We start from the raw sequence: 23817 nt of genomic DNA on the forward strand, positions 1-23817 counted from the left end.
GCGGAGCGACCACGTGACCGGGAGGGTGGGCTGATGGCGGCTGCGGACGAGATGCGGGACGGCGTCCCCCTGACCAACCTGGACCAGCCGCTCGTCGCCGGCTCCGACCTCACCAAGCGGGACCTGGTCGACTACCTCGACGCCGTTCGGGACCGACTTCTTCCGGCCCTCCGGAACCGGCCGCTCTCGGTGGTCCGGGCGCTCCGTGGCCAGGCCCCCTTCATGCAGAAGAACCTGCCCCGCTACACCCCCGACTGGGTACGCCGGGTGACGATCTGGGCGGAGGCGTCCCACCGCGAGGTGTCGTACGCGCTCTGCGACGACCGCCGCACCCTGCTCTGGTTCGCCAACCAGCGCTCGGTGGAGTGCCACCCGACCCTCGCCACCGCCGACGACCCGCAGCGCCCCACCCACCTCGTGCTCGACCTCGACCCGCCCGATCCGGACGCCTTCGGGCTGGCCGTGGCCGCCGCCGGGCTGGTCCGGCAGGCGCTCGCCGACGCGGGTCTCACCGGCGCGGTAAAGACCAGTGGAGCGAAGGGGCTGCACGTCTTCGTACCGGTGGACCCGGGGGTCGATCCGGCGGACACCGCCGCCGCCACCCGGGCCCTCGCCGCCCGCGCCGCCCGGATCGACCCGGCGCTGGCCACCACCGCCTTCATCCGCGAGGACCGGGGCGGCCGCGTCTTCGTCGACTCCACCCGGGCCGGCGGGGCGACGGTGGTCGCCGCGTACAGTCCCCGGCTGCGTCCCGGCGTGCCGGTCTCCTTCCCGGTCGACTGGGCCGACCTCGCCGACGTCACGCCGGCCGACTTCACCCTCCGGACCGTGCCGGCGCTGGTCGCCGCGGACGACCCGTGGTCGGCGCGGATGCCCGCGCCGCAGCGGCTCCCGCCGGACCTGGTGGCCGAGGGGCACACCATCCCGGTGGCCCGGGTCCAGGCCATGCACGAGGGGAAGCGGCGGGCCCGGGCCCGCCGGGCCGCCGGCGCGGACGCCGGCGGGACCGGCTAGTCCAGGACGGCGACGGCCTCGACCTCGACGAGAAGGTCGGGCTCGCCGAGGCTGACGACGCCGATCAGGGTGATCGGCTTGACCAGGTCGACGCCGAGCTGTGCGGTGGCACGCTGGACGCCGGCACCGAGGTCTGCCAGCTTCCCGCCGTCCCAATCCACGACGTACACGGTCAGCTTGACCACGTCGTCGAAGCTGCCACCCACCGCCGCCAACGCCGTGGCGACGTTGAGGTACGCCTGCTCGACCTGGGCGGCGAGATCCCCGGTGCCGACCGGTCGGCCCTCGGCGTCGCGGGCCACCTGTCCGGCCAGGAAGACCATCCGTGCTCCGGAGGCGACCGCCACCTGCCGGTACATGTCGGGCTTCGGTAGGCCGTCGGGGTTCAGCAGTTGCACGGGCATGGGTCCTCCTCCGCCGGAACGCGGCCCCGGACGGGCCGTGCCGTGGACCCGAAGCATAACGTCGCTATGCTTCGAGTGCCATAGCAGTGCTATGTATCATTCGTCGCGTGCCGAGAACTGCCCCAGCGGCTGTCCGCCTGGTCCTCGTGGAGCGCGCGGCGCAGATGCTCGCCCGCCGCGAGCCGGTCACGCTACGCGCGCTCGTCGAAGGGACCGGCGCCTCGACGATGGCGGTGTACACGCACTTCGGAGGCATGCCCGGACTGTGGCGGGCGGTGCGCCAGGAGGGGTTCACCCGCCTGGCCGCGCGTCTGGACCAGGTGCGGCCCACGTCCGACCCGGTACGCGATCTAGCGGCACTCGGCGCCGCCTACGTCGACAACGCGCTGTCCAACCCCGCCCTGTACCGGACGATGTACGACGCGGTGGCCGAACTCGACGATCCGCAGGCCGCAGCGGCGGCCTTCGGTGTCCTCGTCGCCGGTGCCGCCCGGGCTCGCGAGCGGGGGCGCTTCGCCGACGCCGGTGACCCGGAGGCGGTCGCCACGCAGATGTGGGCCGCCGGTCACGGCCTGACCATGCTGGTGATCACCGGGGTCCTGCCCCGGGAGGCGCTCATGGTCCACGCGCCCGCCATCCTGACCGCGTTGTTCGTCGGCGCCGGCGACGACGAGGACCGCTGCCGCCGATCCGTGCGGGCCGGGTGGTCGGCCCGGTTGCGCTCGCCGTGAACCGTGACCCGCTCCCGGCGCGTGCAGGGAGCGTGGCCGACGACGATGACACGGGTACGTGTTCCGCCGCCACCAGGCGACGTCACGGTCGACCGTGACAACGCCGTGCCGATGCGCCACTGTATGAGGAAATTACAAGATCGCCGGTGTCGAGGGGAGGCGAGCCATGGACGTCGCGGTGGCTGACGACGGCGCGCTGTTCCGGGAGGGCCTGCAACTGCTGCTGTCCGCTGCCGGGCACACGGTGGTCGGCTGCGTGGAGGACGGCGACCGGCTGCTGGAGTTGATGGCCCGGACCCCCGTCGACGTGGCCATCATGGACATCCGGATGCCGCCGGGCGCGGACGGCGGACTGGACACCGCCCAGCGCGTACGGGCGAGACACCCCGACGTCGGGTTGCTGCTGCTGTCCCAGCACGCCGAGGCGCACTACCTGTTCCGGCTGCTGGAGATCGGCACCGAGCGGATCGGGTACCGGCTCAAGGACCAGGTGGCCGGCGTGGCCGTGCTCGCCGACACGCTGGTGCGCATCGCGGCCGGTGAGCTCGTGATCGAGCCGGTGCTGGCCGCCAACCTGGTGGACCGGCCGAGCCCTCCGGTGCGGAGCCTGCTGGCGGATCTCACCGAGCAGGAGCGCGCCGTGCTGCGGCTGATGGCGGAAGGACGGTCGAACTCCGGGATCGCGGCCGAGTTGTTCCTGTCCGTCAAGACGGTCGAGAAGCGGATCGCGAGCATCTTCACCAAGCTGGACCTGCCGGCCGAGTCGGCAGCGCACCACCGGCGGGTCCTGGCGGTGCTCGCCTACCTGCGTTCGAACCAGACGGCGGACTAGGACCGTGCTGCGGGCCACCGGCGGCGAGCTGGCGCATCCGTCCCGCCCAGCCGGGCCGTTCGCCGCCCTGGTCCAGCTGGCGTCCTCGGGCGCGCTACCCGCGCCAGGCGGGCCGGAGGACCCGCTGGGCGGATACCGGCCGGTCCTGCGCACGCTGCTGCGGGACCTCGCCCAGGCGCACGCGGTGCGTTACGCGGCGCTGTGGCTGCCGGCGGAGACGGAGACCGGTACCGGCGCACCACCGTGGACGCCCGCCGTCGCGTGGCGGTCCCGGCGCTGGGTACGGGGCGCGCTGCCGATCCCGGCAGTCGACCCGGACCAGCTGCTGGGCGTGCCCGGTGTGGTCGCGACCGCGGACGTGACCGACGGCGGGACCCGGTCCGGGGTGCTGGTGCTGGCACACCCGGAGGATCCCCGGTACGCGCTGGCCGGGGCGGCGTCGCTGGGCGAGACGGCGGTCTGCGTCGGCCTGCTGCTGCGCCAGGCCCGCCACCGCGCGGCGTGCACCGCCGTGCGGGCCCGGGTCGACCGGGCGGTGCAGCGGGTCGGCGCGACCCGGTTGGAGCTGCTCACAGTGCAGGCGGTGGAGCGCGACCGGCTCGCCACCGCGGTCACCGCGACGCCCGGCCGGCAGCTACAGGCGATCCTGGACCGCACCACGGACCTGGAACGGGCACTGCGCGCCGGTTCACCGCAGGCGACGGAGATCGCCGGAGGCATCCGGACCGGGCTGGGCGAGATGATCGAGCAGTTCCGGTCCGTCGTCCGTGGGGTGTACCCGCAGGTACTGCGTAGTACCGGCGTGCGCGCGGCGCTGGAGGAGGTCACCGCGACGCTGCCGGTGCCGGTGGTGTTCAGCGGGGAACTGGGCCGGCGGCAGGGCTGGGAGGTCGAGTCCGGGCTGTACCAGGCGGGCGCGTCCGCGGCGGCGGCGCTGGCCACCAGCGGCGGCGAGCAGCCGGTGACCCTGGAACTGGGCCGGTCCGGCGGGGTGCTGACGATCCGCGCGCAGCGGGCCGGCACCGAGCCGGCGGAGGTCGCCACGGCGCTGCGGGACGACTCCCGACGGCTGGCCGCGCTGGGCGGGCGGCTGCGGGTGGAACGGGACGGTCCGGATGCGCCGACCGTGGTGGACATCCTGCTTCCGGAGCGGCTCGGCGGCGACTGGCCGGAGCCCGCACGTGCCGCCGAGCCGCCATCGGCCGAGGCCGACACCGCCGCACCCGAGCTGTTGGCCGGTATTCCCGTGCGTCGCCTGCTGACCCTGCTCGTGACCAGCCGGGAGGCGCTCACGGAGAGCCCGCCGTTACGGGTCGCGGTCGACCGACAGGACGGTCGGGCCCGGGTGGTGGTGGTCGGAGCCTCGGCGTCCGAGCTGGTGGCGGCGCTGTGCGAGCCGGCCGGCACGCCGGGGGAGAAGCCACCGGCCGGGTTGTCCCCGCCGACCGGCTACCAGTACCAGCCGTACCCGCGGATCACGCTGGACCCGGCTCGCGGGGCACCGCCGTGGCGGCCGGTCCGACTGCCCGACTGGTCCGGCGCCGCGTGGCCGGGCGCGGCGGCCGGGGTGGACCGGATCCTGGTCGAGAGCCCCGTGGACGCGCTGCGCGGGCTGCGGCTGCTGCACCACCGTGACCACGTCGACGCCGACCTCGCGGCCCGGCTGCGCCGCTGGACGGGAACTGCCGACGGGCCCCCCGACGCGGTCGTGCTGGTGCTGTCCGGGCCGGCCAGCGCGGCGGAGTCGGAGTTCCTGGCCGCCCTGCGGTCGCCGTACGGGGAAGGTTTCTCCCCGGTGGTGGTCTGCGCGCTGCCCGCCGCCGCGACGGCCGGAACGCCGCAGCAACTGGGGTCGATGTGCGACGCGGTCGTGAACTGGCGCGCGGCCCCGGACGGCGGCACCGAGATCGAGGCGGCGCTGCGTACCCGGCTACGCGCCCGGACGGGGGTACTGGCCGCCCGGTGGGCGCTGCGCGCGCTGGTGGCCGGCCTGGCCGCCGGGCAGTTGGACGACCGGTTCGCCCGTGCGGTGGAGGCAGCCGTCGCGGGCGCACACGAGGTACCCGAGCTGGACCTGCTACAGGCGTTGCAGGGCGGGCGGATCCGGCTGCCGCGCGGACACGACGAGGCGGTGCGCCTGCTCGGCGCGCACGGCCCGGACTCGCGGTCCCGGCTCGACCTGGCCGGCGACGCCGACCCGGAGGAGGTGACCCGGGCCGCGCGCCGGGCGCTGACGTTCTGGCGGGCCCAGACCATGGTGCCGGACTCCGGACCGGCCGGCCGCAGCGCGTGCGCGCTGCTGGTACGGACGTGCGAGCGGCTGCTCACCGACGGCGTCGACTAGGCGCGGCGCACCGACGCCGCCGCCCGGGGAACGGCGAACGCGACCGGCGACGTCCCTGAGCGGGCTGTCCACACGTGCGGCGGCCCGCCCGACCGGGTCGCCCGGCGGCACCGGCGGGACGGCTCAGAGCGCCACGAACCCGCTGACCCGGGTGCCGGTGGTCGGGCTCGACCGCACCGTCAGCGTGCCGTCGACCGCGGCCAGCCGGGCGGCGAGCTGGCGCAGCGGCATCCGCCCCTCGGTGTCGAAGCCCGGCCCGGTGTCGGCGACCTCGAAGCTCAGGCCCCGGCGGGAGGTGGCCAGCGTCAACGTGACCGTGGCGCCCGGGGCGTGCTTGTGGGCGTTGCTGACCGCCTCCAGGCAGGCCAGGTAGACGGCGGCCTCCACCTCGGGCAGATACCGGTGACCGACCAGTTCCGGGTCGATGTCCAGGGTGACCGTGTCGAGCGCGTCCAGCCGGGCCGTCAACGCGGCCACCAGACCGTGGTCGGCCAACGGCGCCAGCAGGCCGGTCGCGGTGGTGTGCAGCACCTCCTCGGTGCTGGCCAGCAGCTCCCGCAGCCGATCGAGGTGCCGGCCCGCCTCGGCGGCGTCGCCGGCGTCGAGCTGGTGCTCCACCATGGCCAGCGACATCTGCAACGCGACCATGTGGTGCTGGGCGCCGTCGTGCAGGTCGCGCTCCAGTTGGTACCGCTGGTGCTCCATCTCGCCCGCGGCCCGCAGGCGGGTGTCGGCCAGCAGGAGGGCGCTCTGCCCGATCAGCCGCTCGGCGGCGGCGGTGATCAGCTGGGCCTGGATGTCGCTGACCAGCAGGCGGGTCACCGCGTGCAGCTCGGGCCACCGGCGCAGCCGCTCGGCCGCGGCCGGAGGCTCGACCACGAGGTCGGCCAGGACCTGCTCGCCGTCGCGCAGCCGTACCGGCGTCGCGCCGGTGACGGGTGCCGCCGCCTCCGCGTCGGTGGCGGGCCAGCGGTACTCCTCGACGGTGTGGTCGACCGCCGCGTCGACGTCGCCCGCCGGCAGGGGAAGCCACAGCGCGATGGTGACCGTGGTGGCCCCCAGGCACCTGCCCAGCGCCCGGGCCAGGGCCTCGGCCTGCACTCCCGGCAGCGGCCGACCCGGCAGGCCGTGCACCGCGTCGACCACCCGGGCCACGTCGTCCGGCGGGCCCGGCACCGGGGACGGCCGGTCGGCTTGCGGCGTCGAGCGGCGCATGGCCCCCACTGTAGGCGGCTCCGGTCGGGTCGGCTGGCCCGGCTCGGTGGCTCCGACGGCCTTCCGCCACGGCCGCGTCCAGCGGCTCACGCGACGCAGAGCAGGTGGCCCGCCGTCGCCTTGCGGGCCGCCCGCAGCGCGTAGTGCAACCGGCTCTTGACCGTGCCGACCGGCACCCCGAGCGTCGCGCTGATCTCGGCTGCGGTCCGGCCGTTCAGGTACGTCTCCACCAGCGCGGCCCGGTGCTCCGGCCACAGCCCGCCCAGCACCTGCTCGACCAGCAGGGAGTCCACCACGCCGGCCATCGGGTCCGCGGTGGCCACCTCGGCGGCGTTGTCGATGTCCACCTCGGTCGGCCGGGCCTTCCTCATGCGGTACCCGTCCATCACCAGGTTGTGCACCACGCGGCGCAGCCAGCCGATCACCGACCCACGGTCGGCGGTGAGCTGGTCCAGGTGTCGCCACGCCCGCAGGAACGCCTCCTGCACCACGTCCTCGGCGCGTCCGGTGTCGCCGTCGGTGAGCCGCTGCGCGTACCTCAACAGTGGCTGCTGGTAGGTGTCCATCAGTTCGCGCAGGCGGGAGTCGCTCTCCAGCGCGCTGCCGTGTCGCTTGCTCTGTGCCCGTTCGCCCATGCAGATGACAGTGCCGCCGCAGGCCGGTCGCTCGACATGGTGCGATCCCTGCTCCTGCGGGGGCGAACCCGCGAGTCGGAGAGGGTTGTCCCTACGCCCGCCCGGGACCTGCGGCCCACACCGCGCCGGGCGACGGTTCGCGGGTCGACCGGTGAACCCGACGGTGCCCTGATGCCGTGACCCACGTGGACGCCTCGCACCCGGCGGCGGTACGGGCCGGCGGCGACGGCCGTCCGGCACCGCCCCGACGACCGGTACCACGGCCGGGCGGCCGAGCGACGGCGCCGTGGCGCCCCGACCGAAGAGGTGGGCATGGAGACGGACTTCCCGACGGTGGGCATCGGGATCACGACGCACAACCGGGGCCCGGTGCTCCGTACCGCGTTGGAGGCGATCCGCAAGTACGCGCCGAGCGGCGCCGCGATCGTCGTGGTCGACGACGCCAGCGACGAGCCGGTGGAGGAGGCGACGTTCCGCTTCGACCGCAACGTCGGCATCGCCCGGGCCAAGAACAAGTGCCTGGAACTGCTGGTCGAGCAGGGCTGTACGCACCTGTTCCTGTTCGACGACGACTGCTGGCCGATCGTGGACGGATGGGAGCGGCCGTACGTCGAGAGTGCCGAGCCGCATCTGATGTACATGTTCACCGACACCCCGCAGGGCCGGCTGACCGACGCGGTGGAGATCTACCGGGACGCGGAGATCCGGGCGTACACCCATCCGCGTGGCTGCATGCTCTACTTCGACCGGCGGGTGCTGGACCGGGTGGGCGGGTACGACACCCGGTACGGCCGGTGGGGGTACGAGCACCTGGACCTCTCCAACCGGATCTACAACGCCGGGCTGACCTCGTTCCGGTTCGCCGACGTGGTCGGCAGCGGAGACCTCATCTTCAGCTGCGACGAACGCACCCGGGTCGGCTCCAGCGTGTCCGACATCGAGCGCTTTCACCTGGTACGCAACCTCAGGACCCGGTCGGAGGCCAGCTACACCTCGACCGAGTACCGCGAGTTCCGTACCGTCCCGGTCGGTGCGGCGGCGACGGGCAACGTGGTGCTGACCACGTACCTCACCGCGCAGCCGGACCCGCAGCGCGGCGTCACCTGGACGCCGAACTACGCCGACCTGGCCGAGTTGCGCCGCTCCGTCGAGCGGCACGGGCAGCGGTTGGTGGTGCTGCACGACTGCTTCGACGACGAGCCCGACACCGACCTGGTCACGCACGTGCGGGTGACACCGGGCGGGGAAGGCGGCTCGCCGTACTTCCACCGCTGGCTGTCCTGCTGGCGCTACCTGCGTGAGCACCCCGAGATCGAGCAGGTGTGGTGCGTCGACGGCACCGACGTGGAGATGCTGCGCGATCCGTTCCCGGAGATGGAGGACCGGCTGTACGTGGGCGACGAGCCGGCACCGCTGTGCATCCCGTGGATGGTGTACCAGCACGGCGGCAGCCCCAAGCTGTTGCAGTTCCTGTCCGACAACCGGGGTGCCCCGCTGCTCAACTGCGGCGTCATCGGCGGCCGGCGGGAGACGGTGCTGGAGTTCTGCCGGGACCTGTTCGAGTTCTGCGTCACCAACGCCCGGGAGGCCGGCCCCCTCGACATGGGTCCGTTCAACTACGTGGCCCGCACCTGGTACGCGGGAATGGTCGTGCACGGCCGCCAGGTCAGCACGGAGTTCCGTAAGGAGGACCGGGCCAGCACCGAGTCGTGGTGGCGGCACAAGTAGGCGAACCCGGGCCGGGCAGGCGTGAACTCTGTCGGCGTGCCGGGCGTGCCACAGATGAACCCTGGACACGGCGAAGGAGGGCGGTGACCGTGGAGGTGGACACGGACCTGGATGTGGCACCGGAGGTGACACCTGACGACGACCACGACGACGCGCGTGACGCCGAACGTGACGAGTCGATGCACGCGTTGCTGCTGCGGTTGGCCGGCTCGCTGCCGGACCGGGTGCTGACCGACGCGCGGGACGCGCTGGCCGACGGCCGGCGGCTGGACGTCGTACAGGCGGTCGCCTTCGAGGCGGTCTCCCAGCCGCTGCAACTGGACGCCGACGAGATCGCGGCGATGCGCGAGGAACTGGCGCTCAGCGGCGGGGACCTCGACCTCGGGATGGCGCTGGAGGAGTTGCGCGGGGAGCGCCCGCCGGCACCGTGGCAGTTCCTGTCCGACCTGCCGACCACGCAGGAGGAGCTGGCGTCGATGGCGCTCCCGCAGGACCGCACCGCCGACCCGGTCGACCTGCTCGACCCGGTCGACCGGGCGCTGCTGGCCGCGGCGTCGGCGATCCCGACGGTACGCGCGGTGTGGCGGGCGTGGCGGATGCCGTCCACCGCCCGGCCCTGGCAGGACCCGGTACGGGTGGCCGTGGTCAGCGTCGACGACACCGAGGACTCCCTTCCCGCCGCCAGCGCCCGGCTACGACAGGCGATGGTCGAGGCCGGGGACGTCGAGGCCCAGGTCGAGGTCTGCTGGGCCGGGGTGGACGCGCCGTACTACCAGACCCTGGCCCGCGCGTCCGGCACCCTGCTGTGGGCGGCGCGACCGGCCGCGCCGGTGGCCACCGCCCGGCTCTTCGACGGCGTCGACCCGGAACGCGGCCCGTGGTTCGCCACCAACCGGCCGGTGGTCGCCGACGCCACGGAACGCGACGACCTGCTCGCCGCGCTACGCGGTGGGGTGGTCGTCGCGTGGAGCAGCGCCGAGATGCCCGACATCCTGGCCCCGGACCGGGGCGACGTGGTGCCGATGCACCTGCGTACCGACGGGACCTGGCTGTGGAGCGAGGCGGTCGGGTACTACCTGGAGAACTACGGCCTGGCGCCGGATCCGCAGTTGGTCACGCACCTGACCGGGGAGGGGCCCGCCGACCCCCTGGACGAGATCTCCGTACACCGTGCCCTGGTGCACCTGTGCCGGCCCGACGCCGAGGCGGTCGTCTGGCAGGCCCCCGGCCCCGACGACGACCCGGTGGCACCGGCTGACGCCGCCTCGTCCGACATCCCCTCGCCCGATGGTGCGGCGCCGGCGCGCCCGGAGCTGCCGGACGTGACGCCCGAGGCGAGACCGGACGCCGGTACGCGGCCGGTGTCGCCGTGACCGAACTGCTCGCCCTGCGGCAGCGGGCACCCCTGCCGTCGTCCTGGAAGGTGTCGCAGCCGGCCCAGGGCGTACCGGTCGGGAAGCACGTGGCGCGGTACCTGCGACAGGCGTCGCAGGCGGTGGGCGCCGCCGTGGCGCGCATCCTGCCGGACGCCGGTGCACGGGTGCCGGTGCTCGACCCGGGGCCGTGGGAGGCACCGGGCTCGGTCACCCCCGGCCCGGCGGGTTGGTTCGCGCTCGCGGTCGAGGCCGGCCGGTCCGGTTTCCGGCTGGGCGGCCGGCCGGTGGCCGCCGCCGACCTGGCCCAGGCGATCTGGCACTGCCCCCGCTGGCGGGGCCGGCCGGTGCTGCTGGTCACCCAGCGGTCCGCCTCGACCGACCGGGTCGGTCCGGTGCTGCACCAACTCGCGGTCGGCCTGGGGGCGCCGGTCTACGCCTCGGACGCCGGGATCCGCTTCACCTTCGGGCGCGCCTCGGCGAACGGGTTGTTCTGGTGCTGGCGTCCGGACGGCGGGGACGAACCGGAGCCGGCGGGCCACGTGCTGCCTCCGCTGGGGCGGGTACGCCTGCGCCCCGCCCCGACCGGCCGCGACCGGCAGCCGCCGGCCCCGGTGCCGTCGCCCGCGACCACCGGTCCGGGGACCGTCCCGTCGCCGGTCGACCCGGCGGACGCCCCGTCGCCCGCTGCGGCACCGGAATCCGGGACCGGTCTGTCCCCGGGGGCGGCGTTCGAGGTGCAGAGCCTGGCGCTTCCGGTGATCGAGCTGCCCCGGCCCGACCTCAGCGTCCAGCGCATGGCGTTGACCGAGTTCGACGTGCCCCGGCTGGAGCTGGACACCTGCCGGCCGCTGATCGCCGACCCGGATGCCGCCGAGCCGGCGACGTCCGCCCTGGCTGCGGTCACCCTGACCGCGTCCGTCCCGGCTGCGGCCACTCTGACAGGTCCGGACACCACGGAGGCTCCGACGGTCGGCCCGGTGACCACGGAGGCTCCGGCGACCGGTCCGGTGACCATCGACGCTCCGGCGAACGGCGTGGGCGTCGGTCCACCGCCGGTGCCACCTGCGAACCGGGGGGCGGCGTGGTTCGGGGTGCGGGCCCGCACCGACGAGGCGGACCGGGAACGGCTCCGTACCGTGCTGGGCTGGAAGTTCCAGGCCCACTCCCGGACGGTGGCCCGGGCGTTGTCGCTGCACCCGGGGCTGCGCAGCGCGGTCGGCGCGCACGACGTGATGGCCGGGCTGGTCACCGTGCTGGCTCTGCTCGACGGGGTGGGCGAGCGGGTCAACGGCGCGCTGCGCGATGGGGGCACGCCCGACGAGGACGTCCGGTTGCTGGCCCGGTGTGCCTGCGCCGGGCTGGAGCAACTGCCGGCCGTCGGGGGACCCGTCTTCGCCGTGCTGCCCGCCGGCCTGGACGTCGCCCGGTACCGCCCCGGGGAACTGCTGGTGGAGCCGGCGTTCACCACCGTGTCGTGCCACGGCGGCACCGAGGGCGATGCGGGCCGGTACGCGATCTGGTCGGCCACCGCGCGCCGGCTGGACCAACTGGGTATCGCGGACGGGGCGGGTGTCCGGGCCGGGCGGGCCATGTTCGCCGCCGGCTCCCGGTTCGCGGTGCTCGGCGTCGACGAGGGGCCGGACGGCGTGCCGTACGTACTGCTGCGGGAGGTCGTCTCCGGGCACCGCGACGTCGGGCTCGACGAGCGGGTGGCCGACAAGCTGCGCGACGCGCTCGCCGCCCAGCCGCACCGCGCGGCGCCCGCGCCGCTGCCCTGGCCGTTGGGCTTCGCGGCCGGCGACCGCCCGTTCGCGCTCGAACCCGGACCGGGCGGCGCGTGATGTACGAGGAGACGGTCCCCGGCCTCCTCCGGTCCGACCCCGGCGGCCCGGCTCGGCCCGGCCCGCCCCACGCCGGCACCATTCCCGGCGGTAACACCCCCGGCGGCGACAGTCAGCAAGGAGCGAACCCGTGACCACCAGCGTGCTGTCGGTGTCGGCCAGGGACACCGGATGCCTCACCGACATCTCCCGGGCGCTGGAGTCGGCGGCGCCCGGCGACACCGTCGCGGTACGCCCCGGCGTGTACCGCGAGGCGCCGCTGTTCCGCCGGAACGTCGTCCTGGTCGCCGAGGACGGACCGGGCACCGTCACCATCGAGGTGCCCACGGGCGGGGCCATCCTGGCCGCCGGGGGCGAGATCCTGATCCAGGACATCGCCATCCGGGGCGGCGACGAGCGGATGCCGCTGCTCCAGGTGGCGGCCGGCCGGGTCCGCCTGGAGGCGTGCACCGTCGACGCCACGGGGGCCGCCGCGATCCACGTGCGCGGGGGCACCGTGGAGATGCGGGGCGGCGCGATCGGCAACTCCGGCGGGGCGGGTGTCGTCCACGAGGCCGGCGCGGGCGAGTACACCCGCGTACGGATGAACGGCATCGCCAAGTGCGCGATCATGACGGCCGGGTCGAGCGCCCCGGTGTTCCGGGACTGCACGTTCACCGGGGTCGCGGAGGCGGCGCTCCTGGCCGTGGGCGCCAGCGCCCCGCGCCTGGAGGACTGCCGCATCGACGACGTCGGCCAGTACGCCGTCGTCGCGCAGCAGGCCGCCCGTCCGTACCTGGTCGGGACCACGGTGTCCGGTGGCGAGGTCGGGCTGCTCGCCAGCGACCGGGCGACCCCGGTGCTGGAGCGCTGCGAGATCCTGGACGCCCGGGTGCACGCCGTGGTGACCATGGGGCAGGCGGCGCCCGCGCTCTCCGACACGCGCGTCACCCGGGCCCGGGGCCACGGCCTCGACTGCCGGGACACCTCCGCGCCGACGTTCACCAACTGCGAGGTGCGCGACTGCGGCGCGGCCGGGGTGGTGGTCAACGGCACGGCGACGCCGCACCTCACCGGCGGTGCCGTGGCGGACTGCGCCGACGCGGGCGTGTTCCTGACCGGCCGGTCGAGGGCGCGGCTGGACGGGGTCGCGGTACGCGACGTCCCCATCGGCGTGGCGATCGAGCAGGAAGCCGAACCGCAACTGCACAGCCTGACCATCGAGGGCGTCCGGTACGGCCTGCACGCGACCGGGGGAGCCGGCCGGTTCTCCAACGGCCAGGTCACCGGGGCGCGGACCGCCGGGGCGAAGCTCGCCGACAGCGCGACCACCGTGCTGTCCAACTCCCGGATCACCGGCTGCCGGGTCGGTGTGGAGGTGGCCGGGAACGCCCGGCCCACACTGTCCTCGATGGCTGTGGAGGAGTCGGGCGGGGCGGGCGTGCTGACCGGCGGCCCCAGCGCGGCCACCCTGTCCCGCAGCCGGATCAGCGCCAGTCGCGGCCCGGGGATCCGGGCCGGTGCCGGCAGCACCGTCACCGCGACGGACTGCGAGATCGTGGGCAACCAGGGCCCGGGTGTCGTGGTCGAGACCGACGCGCCGGTGCGGCTCCACGGCGGGGTGGTGCGCGGCAACGGCGGTGTCGCCGTGGACGCGCCGAGCCCGACCGCCGCCGTCGAGCTGTCCGGGGTGGACACCGGCCACAACGGACGTCCGATCTCCCTTCCGCCGCCGGGGGCCGGGCGGCCGGAAGCACCGACCGTCGACGACGCCCCGACGTCCGCTCCCGCCCCGACCGGGGGCACCGGGGCGGGCGTCCCGCCCGGGACGCCCTCCGGTGCCCGCCCGCCGGGCCCCGCGCCGTCCGACGTCGGGTCACCCGCTCCGGCGGCACCCGTCGGCGGTGGTCCCGGTGCCGGCGGCCCCGGTGCCGGCACGCCGGGCAGCGCGCCGGGCGGCGGGGAGGCGGACGGGCCGGTGGCCGCGCTGCTGCGCGAACTGGACGGACTGGTCGGCCTGGCCGGCGTCAAGCACGAGGTGGCCACCCTGGTCGGGCTCAACCAGATCGCCAAGCGTCGCCGGGAGGCCGGACTGCACGTACCGCCCATGTCCCGGCACCTGGTCTTCGCCGGGCCGCCCGGCACCGGCAAAACCACCGTGGCCCGCATCTTCGCCCGGATCCTGGCCACCCTCGGGGTGCTCTCCAGCGGGCAACTGGTCGAGGTGTCCCGCAGCGACCTGGTCGCCGAGCACGTCGGCGGCACCGCGGTGAAGACCACGGCCCGGTTCGAGGAGGCCCTGGGCGGGGTGCTGTTCATCGACGAGGCGTACACGCTCTCGACCGGCGGGGGCAGCGGCCACGACTTCGGCCGGGAGGCCATCGACACGCTGGTCAAGCTGATGGAGGACCACCGGGACGAGGTGGTCGTGGTGGTCGCCGGCTACACCCCGAACATGCGCACCTTCCTGGCCGCCAACCCGGGCCTGGAGTCCCGCTTCGCCCGCACCATCCAGTTCGACAGCTACTCCGACGACGAACTGGCCGAGATCGTCGAGCGGCTCTGCCGCGCCCACCACTACGCGCTGGAGTACGAGACCCGGCAGGCCCTGGTGCGCCACTTCGGCGACATGCCCCGCAACGAGACCTTCGGCAACGCCCGGGTGGCGCGGCAGGTCTTCGAGGACATGCTGGGCCGTCAGGCGTACCGGCTGTCGAACAACCCGCAGGCCTCGGACCTCGAACTGGCCCGGCTGCTGCCGGAGGACCTGGGCGAGCAGGCGGCCGCGCCGTCGGCGGCGGCCGGGGTGGCGCAGGCCGTCCAGGACCTGCTCGGCAAGCTGAACGCGATGATCGGCCTGGACGCGGTCAAGCGTGAGGTGACCGACGTGATCGACCTGATCGCCTCCACCGAGGCCCGGACCCGGGCCGGCCTGCCCGCTCCGACGATCTCCCGGCACCTGGTCTTCGCCGGGGCGCCCGGCACCGGCAAGACCAGCGTGGCCCGGCTGTACGGGCAGCTGCTCAACGCGATGGGCGTGCTGCGCACCGGGCAGCTCGTCGAGGTCTCCCGAGCCGACCTGGTCGGCGAGTACGTCGGGCACACCGCCGTCAAGACCACCGACGTGTTCAACCGGGCGCGCGGCGGGGTGCTCTTCATCGACGAGGCGTACGCGCTGGCCGGCCAGGGCAACGACTTCGGTCGGGAGGCCATCGACACGCTGGTGAAGCTGATGGAGGACCACCGGGACGACATCGTGGTGATCGCCGCCGGATACACCGGGGACATGCAGCGGTTCCTGGCCAACAACGTGGGGCTGGCCTCCCGGTTCAGCCGGCAGGTCCCGTTCGAGTCGTACACCGCCTCGGAACTGGTGTCCATCGTGCAGACGCTGGCCCGGGACAGCGGCTTCGACTTCAGCAACGACTGCCTCCCGGTGCTGTCGCAGCACTTCGACAGCCTGACCCGGGACGAGAGCTTCGGCAACGGCCGGTACGCCCGTCAGCTGCTCGAACGCACCATCACCAAGCAGGCCAACCGGTTGCGCGGCACGACCGCGCCGACCGTCGACGACATGCGCCAGTTGTTCGCCGCCGACGTGCGGGCAGCCGTCGGGGCCTGACCCGCCGCCCCGGTCACAGAAGGAGGAGTCCGAGAGATGCCGGCAGTGAGTATGAGCGGTACGTGGCAGGTCACGGTGGTGGGGAAGGAGTCCCTCTTCGCGCAGCGGCTGGTCTTCTCCGGCGACGTCCAGAAGATGCTCGAACTGGAGGTCGGGACGTCGGCGTCCGCGAGTGGGCGGCGCTGGCGGCTGCGGTTCGAACACCACCGGGGGGACGGCGTGTGGCGGCCGAACGTCTCGGTGGAGGCGGGTGCCATCGTCCGGTGCGGCAACCAGTTCCAGCGGTTGATCGCGACGAAGGACGTGTTCTGGACCGGTGACCGTGCACACGACGACCTGAAGCTGCTGCTCACCCGGCCGGCGTCGGCGGGTGCCCCGGAGGAGGGCGTGGGCGGGGTGCCCTACGCCGTCGACGTCGACCTGTACGAGCTGCCGGACATGCCGGTGCTCCCGGCGATGGACAGCTCGGAGGCGACGCAGGAGAGGCTGCGGTCGTACCGCCGACCGGGGCCGGCGGGAACGCCCCTGCGGAGACGGTCGTTCTGACCGCCGCCGACCCCGGCCCGCCCCACCCGGCGGACGGGGTCCCCTGGCTCTCGCGGTGCGAAAAGTATCGATCCCGGTACCGGTCAACTCTTTCCGGCTCGCAGCCGTGTAACGGATGTGAGCACCCGACCTTTCCGGCGGCCGGCCCGCCGCAACGGACCCGAGCTACCGCACGGCGAGATCACCCTGCAGGAGCCCCCGGTCGTCCCGGAGGTCCAGCCCGCCGGGTTCCGCTCGCTCGGGATGATCCTGCCGAGCCTGCTGATGACCGGCGGGTTCATGTTCATGATGATGAGCAACTCGCTCAGAGGCCCGATGGGCATGGTCATGCTGGTCATGATGGGCGGCGGCATGCTGGCCATGGCCGTGTTCCAGATGACGATGAACGGCGGCAACCGCAAGCAGCAGATCAACGGCGACCGGCGTGACTACTTCCGCTACCTGTCCCAGACCCGGGGGCAGGTCCGCCAGTACGCGGCGGAGCAGCGGGACGCGCTGGCCTGGCGGCACCCCGACCCGGAGTCGCTGTGGTCGCTGGCGATGACCAGCCGGCTGTGGGAGCGCCGGCCGACGCATCCGGACTTCGGCGAGATCCGGGTCGGCACCGGCGCCCAGCGGCTCGCGGTGCGGATGACCCCGCTGGACACCAAGCCGGTGGAGGACCTGGAACCGGTGTGCGCCAAGGCGTTGCGGCGGTTCATCAAGGCCTACACGACCGTGCCCGACCAGCCCGTCGCGTTGTGTCTGCCCGGCTTCGCACACGTGCGGATCAGTGGCGACCGGGACGTGGCGCGGGGCATGGTGCGCGCCATGCTCGCCCAGTTGGCCACCTTCCACGCCCCGGACGAGCTGCGGCTGGCCCTGTGCGTCGGCGTCGAGCAGGCCGAGCAGTGGGAGTGGGCCAAATGGCTGCCGCACGCCAAGCACGCCACCGATGTCGACGTGGCCGGGCCGGTACGTCTCTTCGGCACCACCCTGGAAGAGGTGGAGCGGCTGCTGGGCGCGGAGTTCGCCGGCCGCTCCCGGTACGACGACGACGCCCAGCCCTCCCGCGAGGAACCGTTCGTCGTGGTGGTCTGCGACGGCGGCGTCATCCCGCCGGGCGCCCGGCTGACCGTCTCCGGGTACCGCAACGCCGTCCTCGTCGACTTCGACGGCAGTGGCCTCGCCGACGGGGACAACGTGCTCAACCTGGAGGTGTCCGGCACCGACGTGGACATGATCGAGAAGGACCACGTGGGCCGGGAGGTGCGCACCCGGCTCGCCGCACCCGACCACCTGGACCTGCCCCGGCTGCGGACGCTGGCCCGGATCATGGCCCGGCACGCCACCAAGGTCACCGGCGAGCAGCCGGCCAGCGGGCTCAGCGCCGTCCTCGACCTGCCCGACCTGCTGGACATCCCCGACCTGGACACCTTCGACCCGCGCGCGCGGTGGGAGTCCCGCTCGCCCGCCGACCGGCTGCGGGTGCCCATCGGGGTGGCCGCCGACGGGTCCCCGATCGAGCTGGACATCAAGGAGTCCGCCGAGGGCGGGATGGGGCCGCACGGCATGCTCATCGGCGCCACCGGGTCGGGCAAGAGCGAACTGCTGCGCACCCTGGTGCTGGCCCTGGCCGCCACCCACTCCTCGGAGACGCTCAACTTCGTGCTGGTGGACTTCAAGGGCGGGGCCACCTTCGTCGGGCTGGACCGGCTGCCGCACGTCTCCGCGCTCATCACCAACCTGGCCGACGAGGCCGCGCTGGTCGACCGGATGCAGACCACCCTCCAGGGGGAACTGGTACGCCGGCAGGAACTGCTGCGCAGCGCCGGCAACTTCACCTCGGCGCGCGACTACGAGAAGGCCCGCGCCCAGGGTGCCGAACTCGACCCGCTGCCCACGCTCTTCGTGGTGGTGGACGAGTTCAGCGAGCTGATCGCGGCCAACCCCGAGTTCATCCAACTGTTCGTGATGATCGGTCGGCTCGGGCGCTCGCTCGCGGTGCACCTGCTGCTGGCCTCGCAGCGCCTGGAGGACGGGCGAATCCACCAGTTGGAGGGCCACCTGTCGTACCGCATCGGGCTGCGGACCTTCTCCGCGATGGAGTCGCGGGCCGTCATCGGCGTACCCGACGCGTACGAGCTGCCGGGTGATCCGGGCAACGGATACCTGCGCTCCAGCGTCACCAGCATCACCCGGTTCCGGGCCGCGTACGTGTCCGGCCCGCACCGGGTGCGCAGCACCGGGCTGCACCGCGAGGTGATCGCCAGCCAGGTGGTCGCGTTCACCGCCGGGGCCGCCGCGCCCGCCGTCCCGGTGCCGCGCCCGTCCTCGGACCCGGCGCCGGACGAGCCGACCGACACCGGCACCACCGTGCTGCACGCGCTGGTGGACCGGCTGGTCGACCAGGGTCCGCCGGCACACCAGGTGTGGATGTCGCCGCTGGAGGACGCGCCGACCCTGGACGACGTGCTGCCGCCGCTGCTGCCCGACCCCGAGCACGGGCTGCGTCCGATCGACGCCGGCCAGCAGGGGTACCTGCGGGTGCCGGTCGGGCTGATCGACAAGCCGTTCGAGCAGATGCGTGACCTGCTCGTGGTGGACCTGGCCGGGGTCGGCGGGCACGTGGGTGTGGCCGGGGGACCGCAGAGCGGCAAGAGCACCCTGCTGCGGTCGCTGGTGTGCGGGCTGGCCCTGACCCACTCGCCGCGACAGGTGCAGTTCTACTGCCTCGACTTCGGCGGCGGGTCGCTGGCCGGGCTGACCGGCCTGCCGCACATCGGCGGGGTCGCCGGTCGGCACGAGCCGGAGCGGGTGGGCCGGACGGTGGCCGAGGTCCGCTCGATCCTCGTCGAGCGGGAACGGCGCTGTGCGGAGCTGGGCATCCACGGCCGGGACGCCTACCGGCAGGCGCAGGCCGACGGGCGCATCCCGGAGGACCGCTTCGGCGACGTGTTCCTGGTCGTGGACGGGTGGTTCGTGCTGCGTCAGGAGTTCGAGCCGGCCGAGGAGATGGCCCGGGACATCGCGGCCCGTGGCCTGAACTACGGGGTGCACGTGATGATCACCATGGGGCGCTGGTCGGAGCTGCACATGTCGATGCGGGACAAGATCGGGACCCGACTGGAGCTGCGCCTGGGCGACCCGGTGGAGTCCGGGATCGACCTGCGTGCGGCGGCCCAGGTGCCCCGCCGCCCCGGGCACGGGCTGACCGAGGCGAAGCTGCACTTCCTCGGCGCGCTGCCGCGCATCGACGGCGTCCAGTCGGCCGAGGGGCTCGCCGCGGCCACCGAGCACCTGGTGTCCGCGGTGGCGGACAACTGGGCCGGGGAACGCGCCGCCGCGGTACGCACCCTGCCGGCCTCGCTGCCGATGGCCGAGCTGCCGGCGCCGCAGGGCGCCCGCATCGCGCTCGGCGTGGACGAGGACCAGCTCGCGCCGGTGTGGCACGACTTCCGGGCGATGCCGCACCTGACCGTGCTGGGCGACACCGAGAGCGGCAAGACGAACCTGCTGCGTCTGATCGTCCACGCGATCGTCGCCAGCCACACCCCGGCCCAGGCGCGCATCATGGCCGTCGACTACCGGCGGCAGCTCTTCGACGACGTACCGGCCGAATACCGGCTCGGCTACTCGGTCTCGCCGGACAGCACCAGGGACACCGCCGCCGAGGCGCTGGCCGGCCTCCGGCCACGGGTTCCCGGCCCCGACATCACCCCGGAGCAGCTCCGCGCCCGCGACTGGTGGTCCGGCCCCGCGCTGTACGTCCTGGTCGACGACTACGAACTGCTCGCCGGGCACGAGAACCCGTTGGCCAACCTGATCCCGTTGCTGCCCCAGGGCGGCGACATCGGCCTGCACGTGGTCGTCGCGCGGGCCGCCGCCGGGGCGATGCGGCTGTCGATGGACCCGCTGCTGCGGCGCATCCAGGAACTGAACACCCCGGACGTGGCGCTGTCCTGCCCGCCGACGGAGGGTCCGTTGCTGGGCAACATCAAGCCGCGTCCGCTGCCCCCGGGTCGGGCGCTGCTGTGCACCCGGCGCGGCGGCCGGCTGATCCAGACGGCACTGGTACCCGCGTCCGTGGTGCCCACCGGGGCCGACCGATGACCCGCACCGCCACCCGCCCGCGCCGTACCCCCACCCCACCGGCCCAGCCCGCCGAGCCGGTCGCGGCGGCCGGGCCGGTCGGGCCCGCCGGACCCGCTGCGGCGTGCGCGGCGGCCGGGCCGGGCGAGCCCGCTGCGAGGTACGCGGCGGCCGAGGAACTGGCGCGGCGGCTGGGAGCCCTGGCCTGCCTGCCCGGACCGTCCGCCGCGCCGACCGCCTGGCCCTGCGACACGGGGCTGCTGGACTGGCTGCGCCGGATGACCTACCCCGCCCTGTACACCTGGGCGGCCGAGGAGAACCTGGCGCGCCGCTGGATCGGCGGCGACGTCTTCGGCTCCCGCCGGCTGTCACCGGTCCCGGATTTCCTCGCCGGCACCGACCTACGCCGGCTCGCCCCGCACCTGGTAGCGCCGCTGTTGCGGCGGGTGAGCATGACGCGTCCGGCCCCGAGCGCCGCCGACCTGGAGCCGGCGGCCCTGGCCGCCGAGGCCGGCCGGGTCAGCACGTTCCGGCGGGACGGGGCCGCCCGACTCTGGGGCCAACCGGAGCACACGCCGCCGCTTTCCGACACCACCGCCATCCCGCACGTCGTGCACGGCATCTGGCTCGGTCGGCCGCTGCCCGAGTCGAACGGCTTCTGGGCCAACTACGGCGCGGCGGCCGACAGCTACGCCGGCCAGGTCGACTTCGTGCTCTGGACGGACATCCCACGGGCCCGCTTCGACGCGGCCCGCGCCACCCCGCCCGCCCCGGCCGGCCGACCCGATCCACTGGCCCCGGTACGCGCGCTGCTGACCTGGGCGGTCACCCACGGCATCCACCTGGTGAACGTGGCCGAGCTGTTCCCCGCGAACGCGCCGATGACCCTGCACAGCCCGTACGCCCTGGAGCTGGGCCGGGGGCTGCCGCAGGGCTTCGCGGCGGCCAGCGACCACCTGCGGGTCGAGGTGGTGCACCGGTTCGGCGGCCTGTACGCCGACGGTGACCTGCACTTCCTTCCCGACGCCGCGCTCGGGCCGGACGAGCGGGCCGGCAGTCCGTCGGGCCGGGGCGCCGAGGACCCGCCGGGCGGCGGGTACCGGCTGTTCCGGGGCCGGTGGCACGGGCCGCCGGAGGCCGACGGGCCGGCCCGGTTGCCGGAGCTGTTCGACCGGGTCGCCGCGTCGACGCACGGGTTCACGCTGCACGCGCTCACCGACGAGATCGTCCTCAACGACGTCGTCCTGGCCCCGGCCGGGCATCCCGCGCTGGCGTTGTGGCTGGAGGGCGCGCGGTACAACTACCTGCGCGACCCGCGCGACCTGTACGCCGCCGACACTCCCCAGCCGGCCGGGTCGGACGCGCCGACCGGATCGGACCCGCCCCCGTCGGACCCGAGGGCCGGGTCCGACCCGCCGGTCGCCGGAGCGTCGGGGTGGCGCGGGGAGCCGGCCTCCTGGACCTGGGCGGTCACCGCCATGCGTACCGGGCGGGTGCACCACTGGCTGCTGGCCCGGCTGGGCATCGGCGCGGCCGACCTGGTCAAGCCGGCGCCGGCGGTACGCGGGCACAGCGAGCTGAGCTGGCTGCCGCCGGTCGACGGCCAACCGCCGGTCGTCTGCCCCGACCCGGACCCGCTGGCGACCCTGGTCGCCTGCGTGGACCTGCTGCGCTGGCAGCACCTGTCGCGCTCCGGGGACCTGTGCCTCACCGCGGTCGCTCCGCTGGTACGCGGACTGCCCGAGCCGGACACCGCGTGGACCGCGCTGCTGCTCGCGTTCGGGCACCTCTCCACCGACCTCGGCCCGGTCACGTCGGTCACCGACCGGCGACGCAACCAGGACCAGACCCTCGACGTCGTGATACTGCCGCCGGAGGCGGAGGCGCTGCTGGACCGCACCGCGACACCGGCGACCTGGTTCGGTTCCGCCCGCTCCGGCGACGTGCCCGGATCCGGACCGGAGGCCACCGTCGGCCGGGAGTGCTGGTTCCTCGGCGAGCGCACGGCCCCGGCCCGGCTGCTGCCCGCCGCCCGGCCGGGCGCGGGCGGGCCGAAGAAATCCGTGAACTCCGGTGACCGCGCAGGCGTGTTCGGGATATGAGCGCCGAGCGCGGGGAACTCTGTCGACTGCTGGTCGTCGGACCGACCAGCCAGGTCGACGTGAGTCTGCCCACCCACATCCCGTTGGCCGACATGATGCCGGCTCTGCTGAGCGCGCTGGGACCGGACCTCGCCGACCGTGGACTGGAGCACAGCGGCTGGATCGTGCAGCGGCTGGGCGGACCGGCCTTCGACGAGTCGCGCACCGTCGGCGATCTCGACCTGCTCGACGGCGAGGTCGTGCACGTACGGCCGCGTACCGACCAGATCCCGCCGCTGGCCTACGACGACCTCGTCGACGGCGTCTCGGCCGGCATCCGGAAGCGGTCCGGGCTGTGGCGTCCGCAGACCACGCGGGTCACCGCCCTGCTGCTGTTGGCCGCCTGGCTGACCGCCTGGCTGGCCACCGCGCGGATCTGGCCGGCCGCGTCCCGGAACCCGGTGCTGCTCGCGGCGATGGCGGTGCTGTGCTTCGTCGCGGGCTTCGCGGTGGTACGCAAGCTGGCCGACCGGGCCACGGCCGGCATCCTGGGGGCCGCCTGTGTGGTCGGTACGGTGGTCGCCGCGCTGGACGCGGTCGCCGGTGTCGCCGTACCCCGGCTGATCCTCGTGGGTGCCACCGCCGGCACGGTCGCCGCGTTGCTGGTGGCCGCGTTCGTCTTCCCCCGCACCGGCTGGCGACAGGTCACCGTCGGCCTGCTGGCGGCCTGGCTGCTGGTCGTCGCCGCGCTCGCACTGCACACCAGGGCGACGCTGGACTGGACCACGATCGCCGCGATCACGGTCGTCGTCACCACGGCGCTGCGCCCGGCGGTACCGTCGGCCGCCTTCAAGCTCGCCGGGTTCGCCCTGCCGGAGATGCCCGTCGAGCCGGCGGACCTCCAGAAGGACATCGACCCGGAACCGGCCGCCGGGGTGCTCACTCGGGCCGCCACCGCCGACCAGTTCATGACCGCCCTGTACGCGGCGCTCGGACTGGTCTCCGGGGCCGCGATGGTGTGGCTGGCGACGGCGCCCGGCTGGGCCGCTCCGCTGGCCGCCTGGCTGGCCGCCGTCGCCCAGATCCTGGTCACCCGCCCGATGACGAGCATCTGGCACCGGGTGGCGCTGGCCGGTCCGGCGTTGGTCGCCCTGGCGACCTGGTGCCTGACCGCGCCCACGGACCGTGGTCCGCTCGCCGCCCAACTGGCCATCGGCTGCTGCCTACTCCTGGCGGTGGCGTGCGGGGTGGCCGCGCGGATACCGGTCGGCCGGCGGTTCAACCCGATCTGGGGCCGGATGGGCGACCTGGCGCACACCGCGATGGTGGCCGCCCTGGGGCCGACCGTCGTGGTCATCACCGGTCTGATCGACGTGGTCCGGGCGCGGGTGGGTTGAC

15 protein-coding genes are annotated in these 23817 nt (G+C 74.4%); 12 read left to right on the forward strand and 3 right to left on the reverse strand.

The genetic code is table 11. From position 1 onward, the window contains the following. Positions 1-33 precede the first annotated feature (33 nt). Positions 34-1014 carry a DNA polymerase domain-containing protein gene (locus tag QSK20_RS13945; protein WP_285789033.1) on the forward strand — a complete coding sequence of 327 codons (981 nt, stop codon included), beginning with the start codon at positions 34-36 and terminating at the stop codon, positions 1012-1014. Here QSK20_RS13945 and QSK20_RS13950 read toward each other — a convergent pair. Continuing rightward, positions 1011-1418, reverse strand: a complete 408-nt coding sequence (locus QSK20_RS13950) for a RidA family protein (RefSeq protein ID WP_285789034.1) — start codon at positions 1416-1418, stop codon at positions 1011-1013. The genes QSK20_RS13945 and QSK20_RS13950 overlap by 4 nt on opposite strands. Positions 1419-1525: 107 nt before the next feature. On the opposite strand from QSK20_RS13950, the gene QSK20_RS13955 reads away from it, so the two are divergent. The 3 genes from QSK20_RS13955 to QSK20_RS13965 all read left to right on the forward strand — a co-directional run bounded on the left by QSK20_RS13955 (position 1526) and on the right by QSK20_RS13965 (position 5325). Continuing rightward, entirely contained in the window at positions 1526-2149 is a 624-nt protein-coding gene (locus QSK20_RS13955; RefSeq protein ID WP_285789035.1) for a TetR/AcrR family transcriptional regulator, read from the forward strand. A 166-nt stretch (positions 2150-2315) separates the two neighbouring features. Then, a complete protein-coding gene (locus QSK20_RS13960) occupies positions 2316-2981 on the forward strand; it encodes a response regulator (protein WP_285789036.1) in 666 nt (221 codons plus the stop codon). Between the two features lie 4 nt (positions 2982-2985). After that, positions 2986-5325, forward strand: coding sequence for a sensor histidine kinase (locus QSK20_RS13965; protein ID WP_285789037.1), 2340 nt, complete (start codon positions 2986-2988; stop codon positions 5323-5325). 123 nt (positions 5326-5448) lie between these two features. Here QSK20_RS13965 and QSK20_RS13970 read toward each other — a convergent pair whose 3' ends face one another. Further along, the gene (locus QSK20_RS13970) at positions 5449-6540 is read right to left on the reverse strand and encodes a sensor histidine kinase (protein ID WP_285789038.1); all 1092 of its coding nucleotides are present in this window, start codon (positions 6538-6540) and stop codon (positions 5449-5451) included. A gap of 86 nt (positions 6541-6626) precedes the next feature. Continuing rightward, positions 6627-7175, reverse strand: coding sequence for a sigma-70 family RNA polymerase sigma factor (locus QSK20_RS13975; protein ID WP_285789039.1), 549 nt, complete (start codon positions 7173-7175; stop codon positions 6627-6629). Between the two features lie 312 nt (positions 7176-7487). Between QSK20_RS13975 and QSK20_RS13980 the strand changes: the two genes are divergently transcribed. The 8 genes from QSK20_RS13980 (at position 7488) to eccD (ending at position 23816) form a co-directional block, all read left to right on the forward strand. Beyond that, on the forward strand, positions 7488-8903 hold the full coding sequence (locus QSK20_RS13980) for a glycosyltransferase family 2 protein (RefSeq protein ID WP_285789040.1): 1416 nt from the start codon (positions 7488-7490) through the stop codon (positions 8901-8903). A gap of 83 nt (positions 8904-8986) precedes the next feature. After that, entirely contained in the window at positions 8987-10276 is a 1290-nt protein-coding gene (locus QSK20_RS13985) for a hypothetical protein (RefSeq protein WP_285789041.1), read from the forward strand. After that, positions 10273-12120 carry a hypothetical protein gene (locus QSK20_RS13990; RefSeq protein WP_285789042.1) on the forward strand — a complete coding sequence of 616 codons (1848 nt, stop codon included), beginning with the start codon at positions 10273-10275 and terminating at the stop codon, positions 12118-12120. Before QSK20_RS13985 ends, QSK20_RS13990 begins: the two co-directional genes overlap by 4 nt. A gap of 130 nt (positions 12121-12250) precedes the next feature. Further along, positions 12251-15721, forward strand: a complete 3471-nt coding sequence (locus QSK20_RS13995) for a right-handed parallel beta-helix repeat-containing protein (RefSeq protein WP_285789043.1) — start codon at positions 12251-12253, stop codon at positions 15719-15721. A gap of 36 nt (positions 15722-15757) precedes the next feature. After that, the gene (locus QSK20_RS14000) at positions 15758-16267 is read left to right on the forward strand and encodes a hypothetical protein (protein ID WP_285789044.1); all 510 of its coding nucleotides are present in this window, start codon (positions 15758-15760) and stop codon (positions 16265-16267) included. A 117-nt stretch (positions 16268-16384) separates the two neighbouring features. Beyond that, on the forward strand, positions 16385-20359 hold the full coding sequence (gene eccCa / locus QSK20_RS14005) for a type VII secretion protein EccCa (protein WP_285789045.1): 3975 nt from the start codon (positions 16385-16387) through the stop codon (positions 20357-20359). Further along, positions 20356-22440 (forward strand): hypothetical protein, encoded by a 2085-nt coding sequence (locus tag QSK20_RS14010; RefSeq protein WP_285789046.1) that lies wholly within the window; start codon positions 20356-20358, stop codon positions 22438-22440. The genes eccCa and QSK20_RS14010 overlap by 4 nt, the downstream gene beginning before the upstream one ends. Then, entirely contained in the window at positions 22437-23816 is a 1380-nt protein-coding gene (eccD, locus tag QSK20_RS14015; protein ID WP_285789047.1) for a type VII secretion integral membrane protein EccD, read from the forward strand. Before QSK20_RS14010 ends, eccD begins: the two co-directional genes overlap by 4 nt. Position 23817 lies beyond the last annotated feature (1 nt).

It is taken from the genome of Micromonospora sp. NBRC 101691, assembly GCF_030269285.1.
Classification (GTDB): domain Bacteria; phylum Actinomycetota; class Actinomycetes; order Mycobacteriales; family Micromonosporaceae; genus Micromonospora; species Micromonospora echinospora.

Coding starts and splice junctions, on each gene's coding strand:
- QSK20_RS14010 (WP_285789046.1), top strand. CDS start 20,356: ATGACCCGCACCGCCACCCGCCCGCGCCGTACCCCCACCCCACCGGCC.
- QSK20_RS13960 (WP_285789036.1), top strand. CDS start 2,316: ATGGACGTCGCGGTGGCTGACGACGGCGCGCTGTTCCGGGAGGGCCTG.
- QSK20_RS13970 (WP_285789038.1), bottom strand. CDS start 6,540: ATGCGCCGCTCGACGCCGCAAGCCGACCGGCCGTCCCCGGTGCCGGGC.
- QSK20_RS13980 (WP_285789040.1), top strand. CDS start 7,488: ATGGAGACGGACTTCCCGACGGTGGGCATCGGGATCACGACGCACAAC.
- QSK20_RS13945 (WP_285789033.1), top strand. CDS start 34: ATGGCGGCTGCGGACGAGATGCGGGACGGCGTCCCCCTGACCAACCTG.
- QSK20_RS13975 (WP_285789039.1), bottom strand. CDS start 7,175: ATGGGCGAACGGGCACAGAGCAAGCGACACGGCAGCGCGCTGGAGAGC.
- eccD (WP_285789047.1), top strand. CDS start 22,437: ATGAGCGCCGAGCGCGGGGAACTCTGTCGACTGCTGGTCGTCGGACCG.
- QSK20_RS14000 (WP_285789044.1), top strand. CDS start 15,758: ATGCCGGCAGTGAGTATGAGCGGTACGTGGCAGGTCACGGTGGTGGGG.
- QSK20_RS13950 (WP_285789034.1), bottom strand. CDS start 1,418: ATGCCCGTGCAACTGCTGAACCCCGACGGCCTACCGAAGCCCGACATG.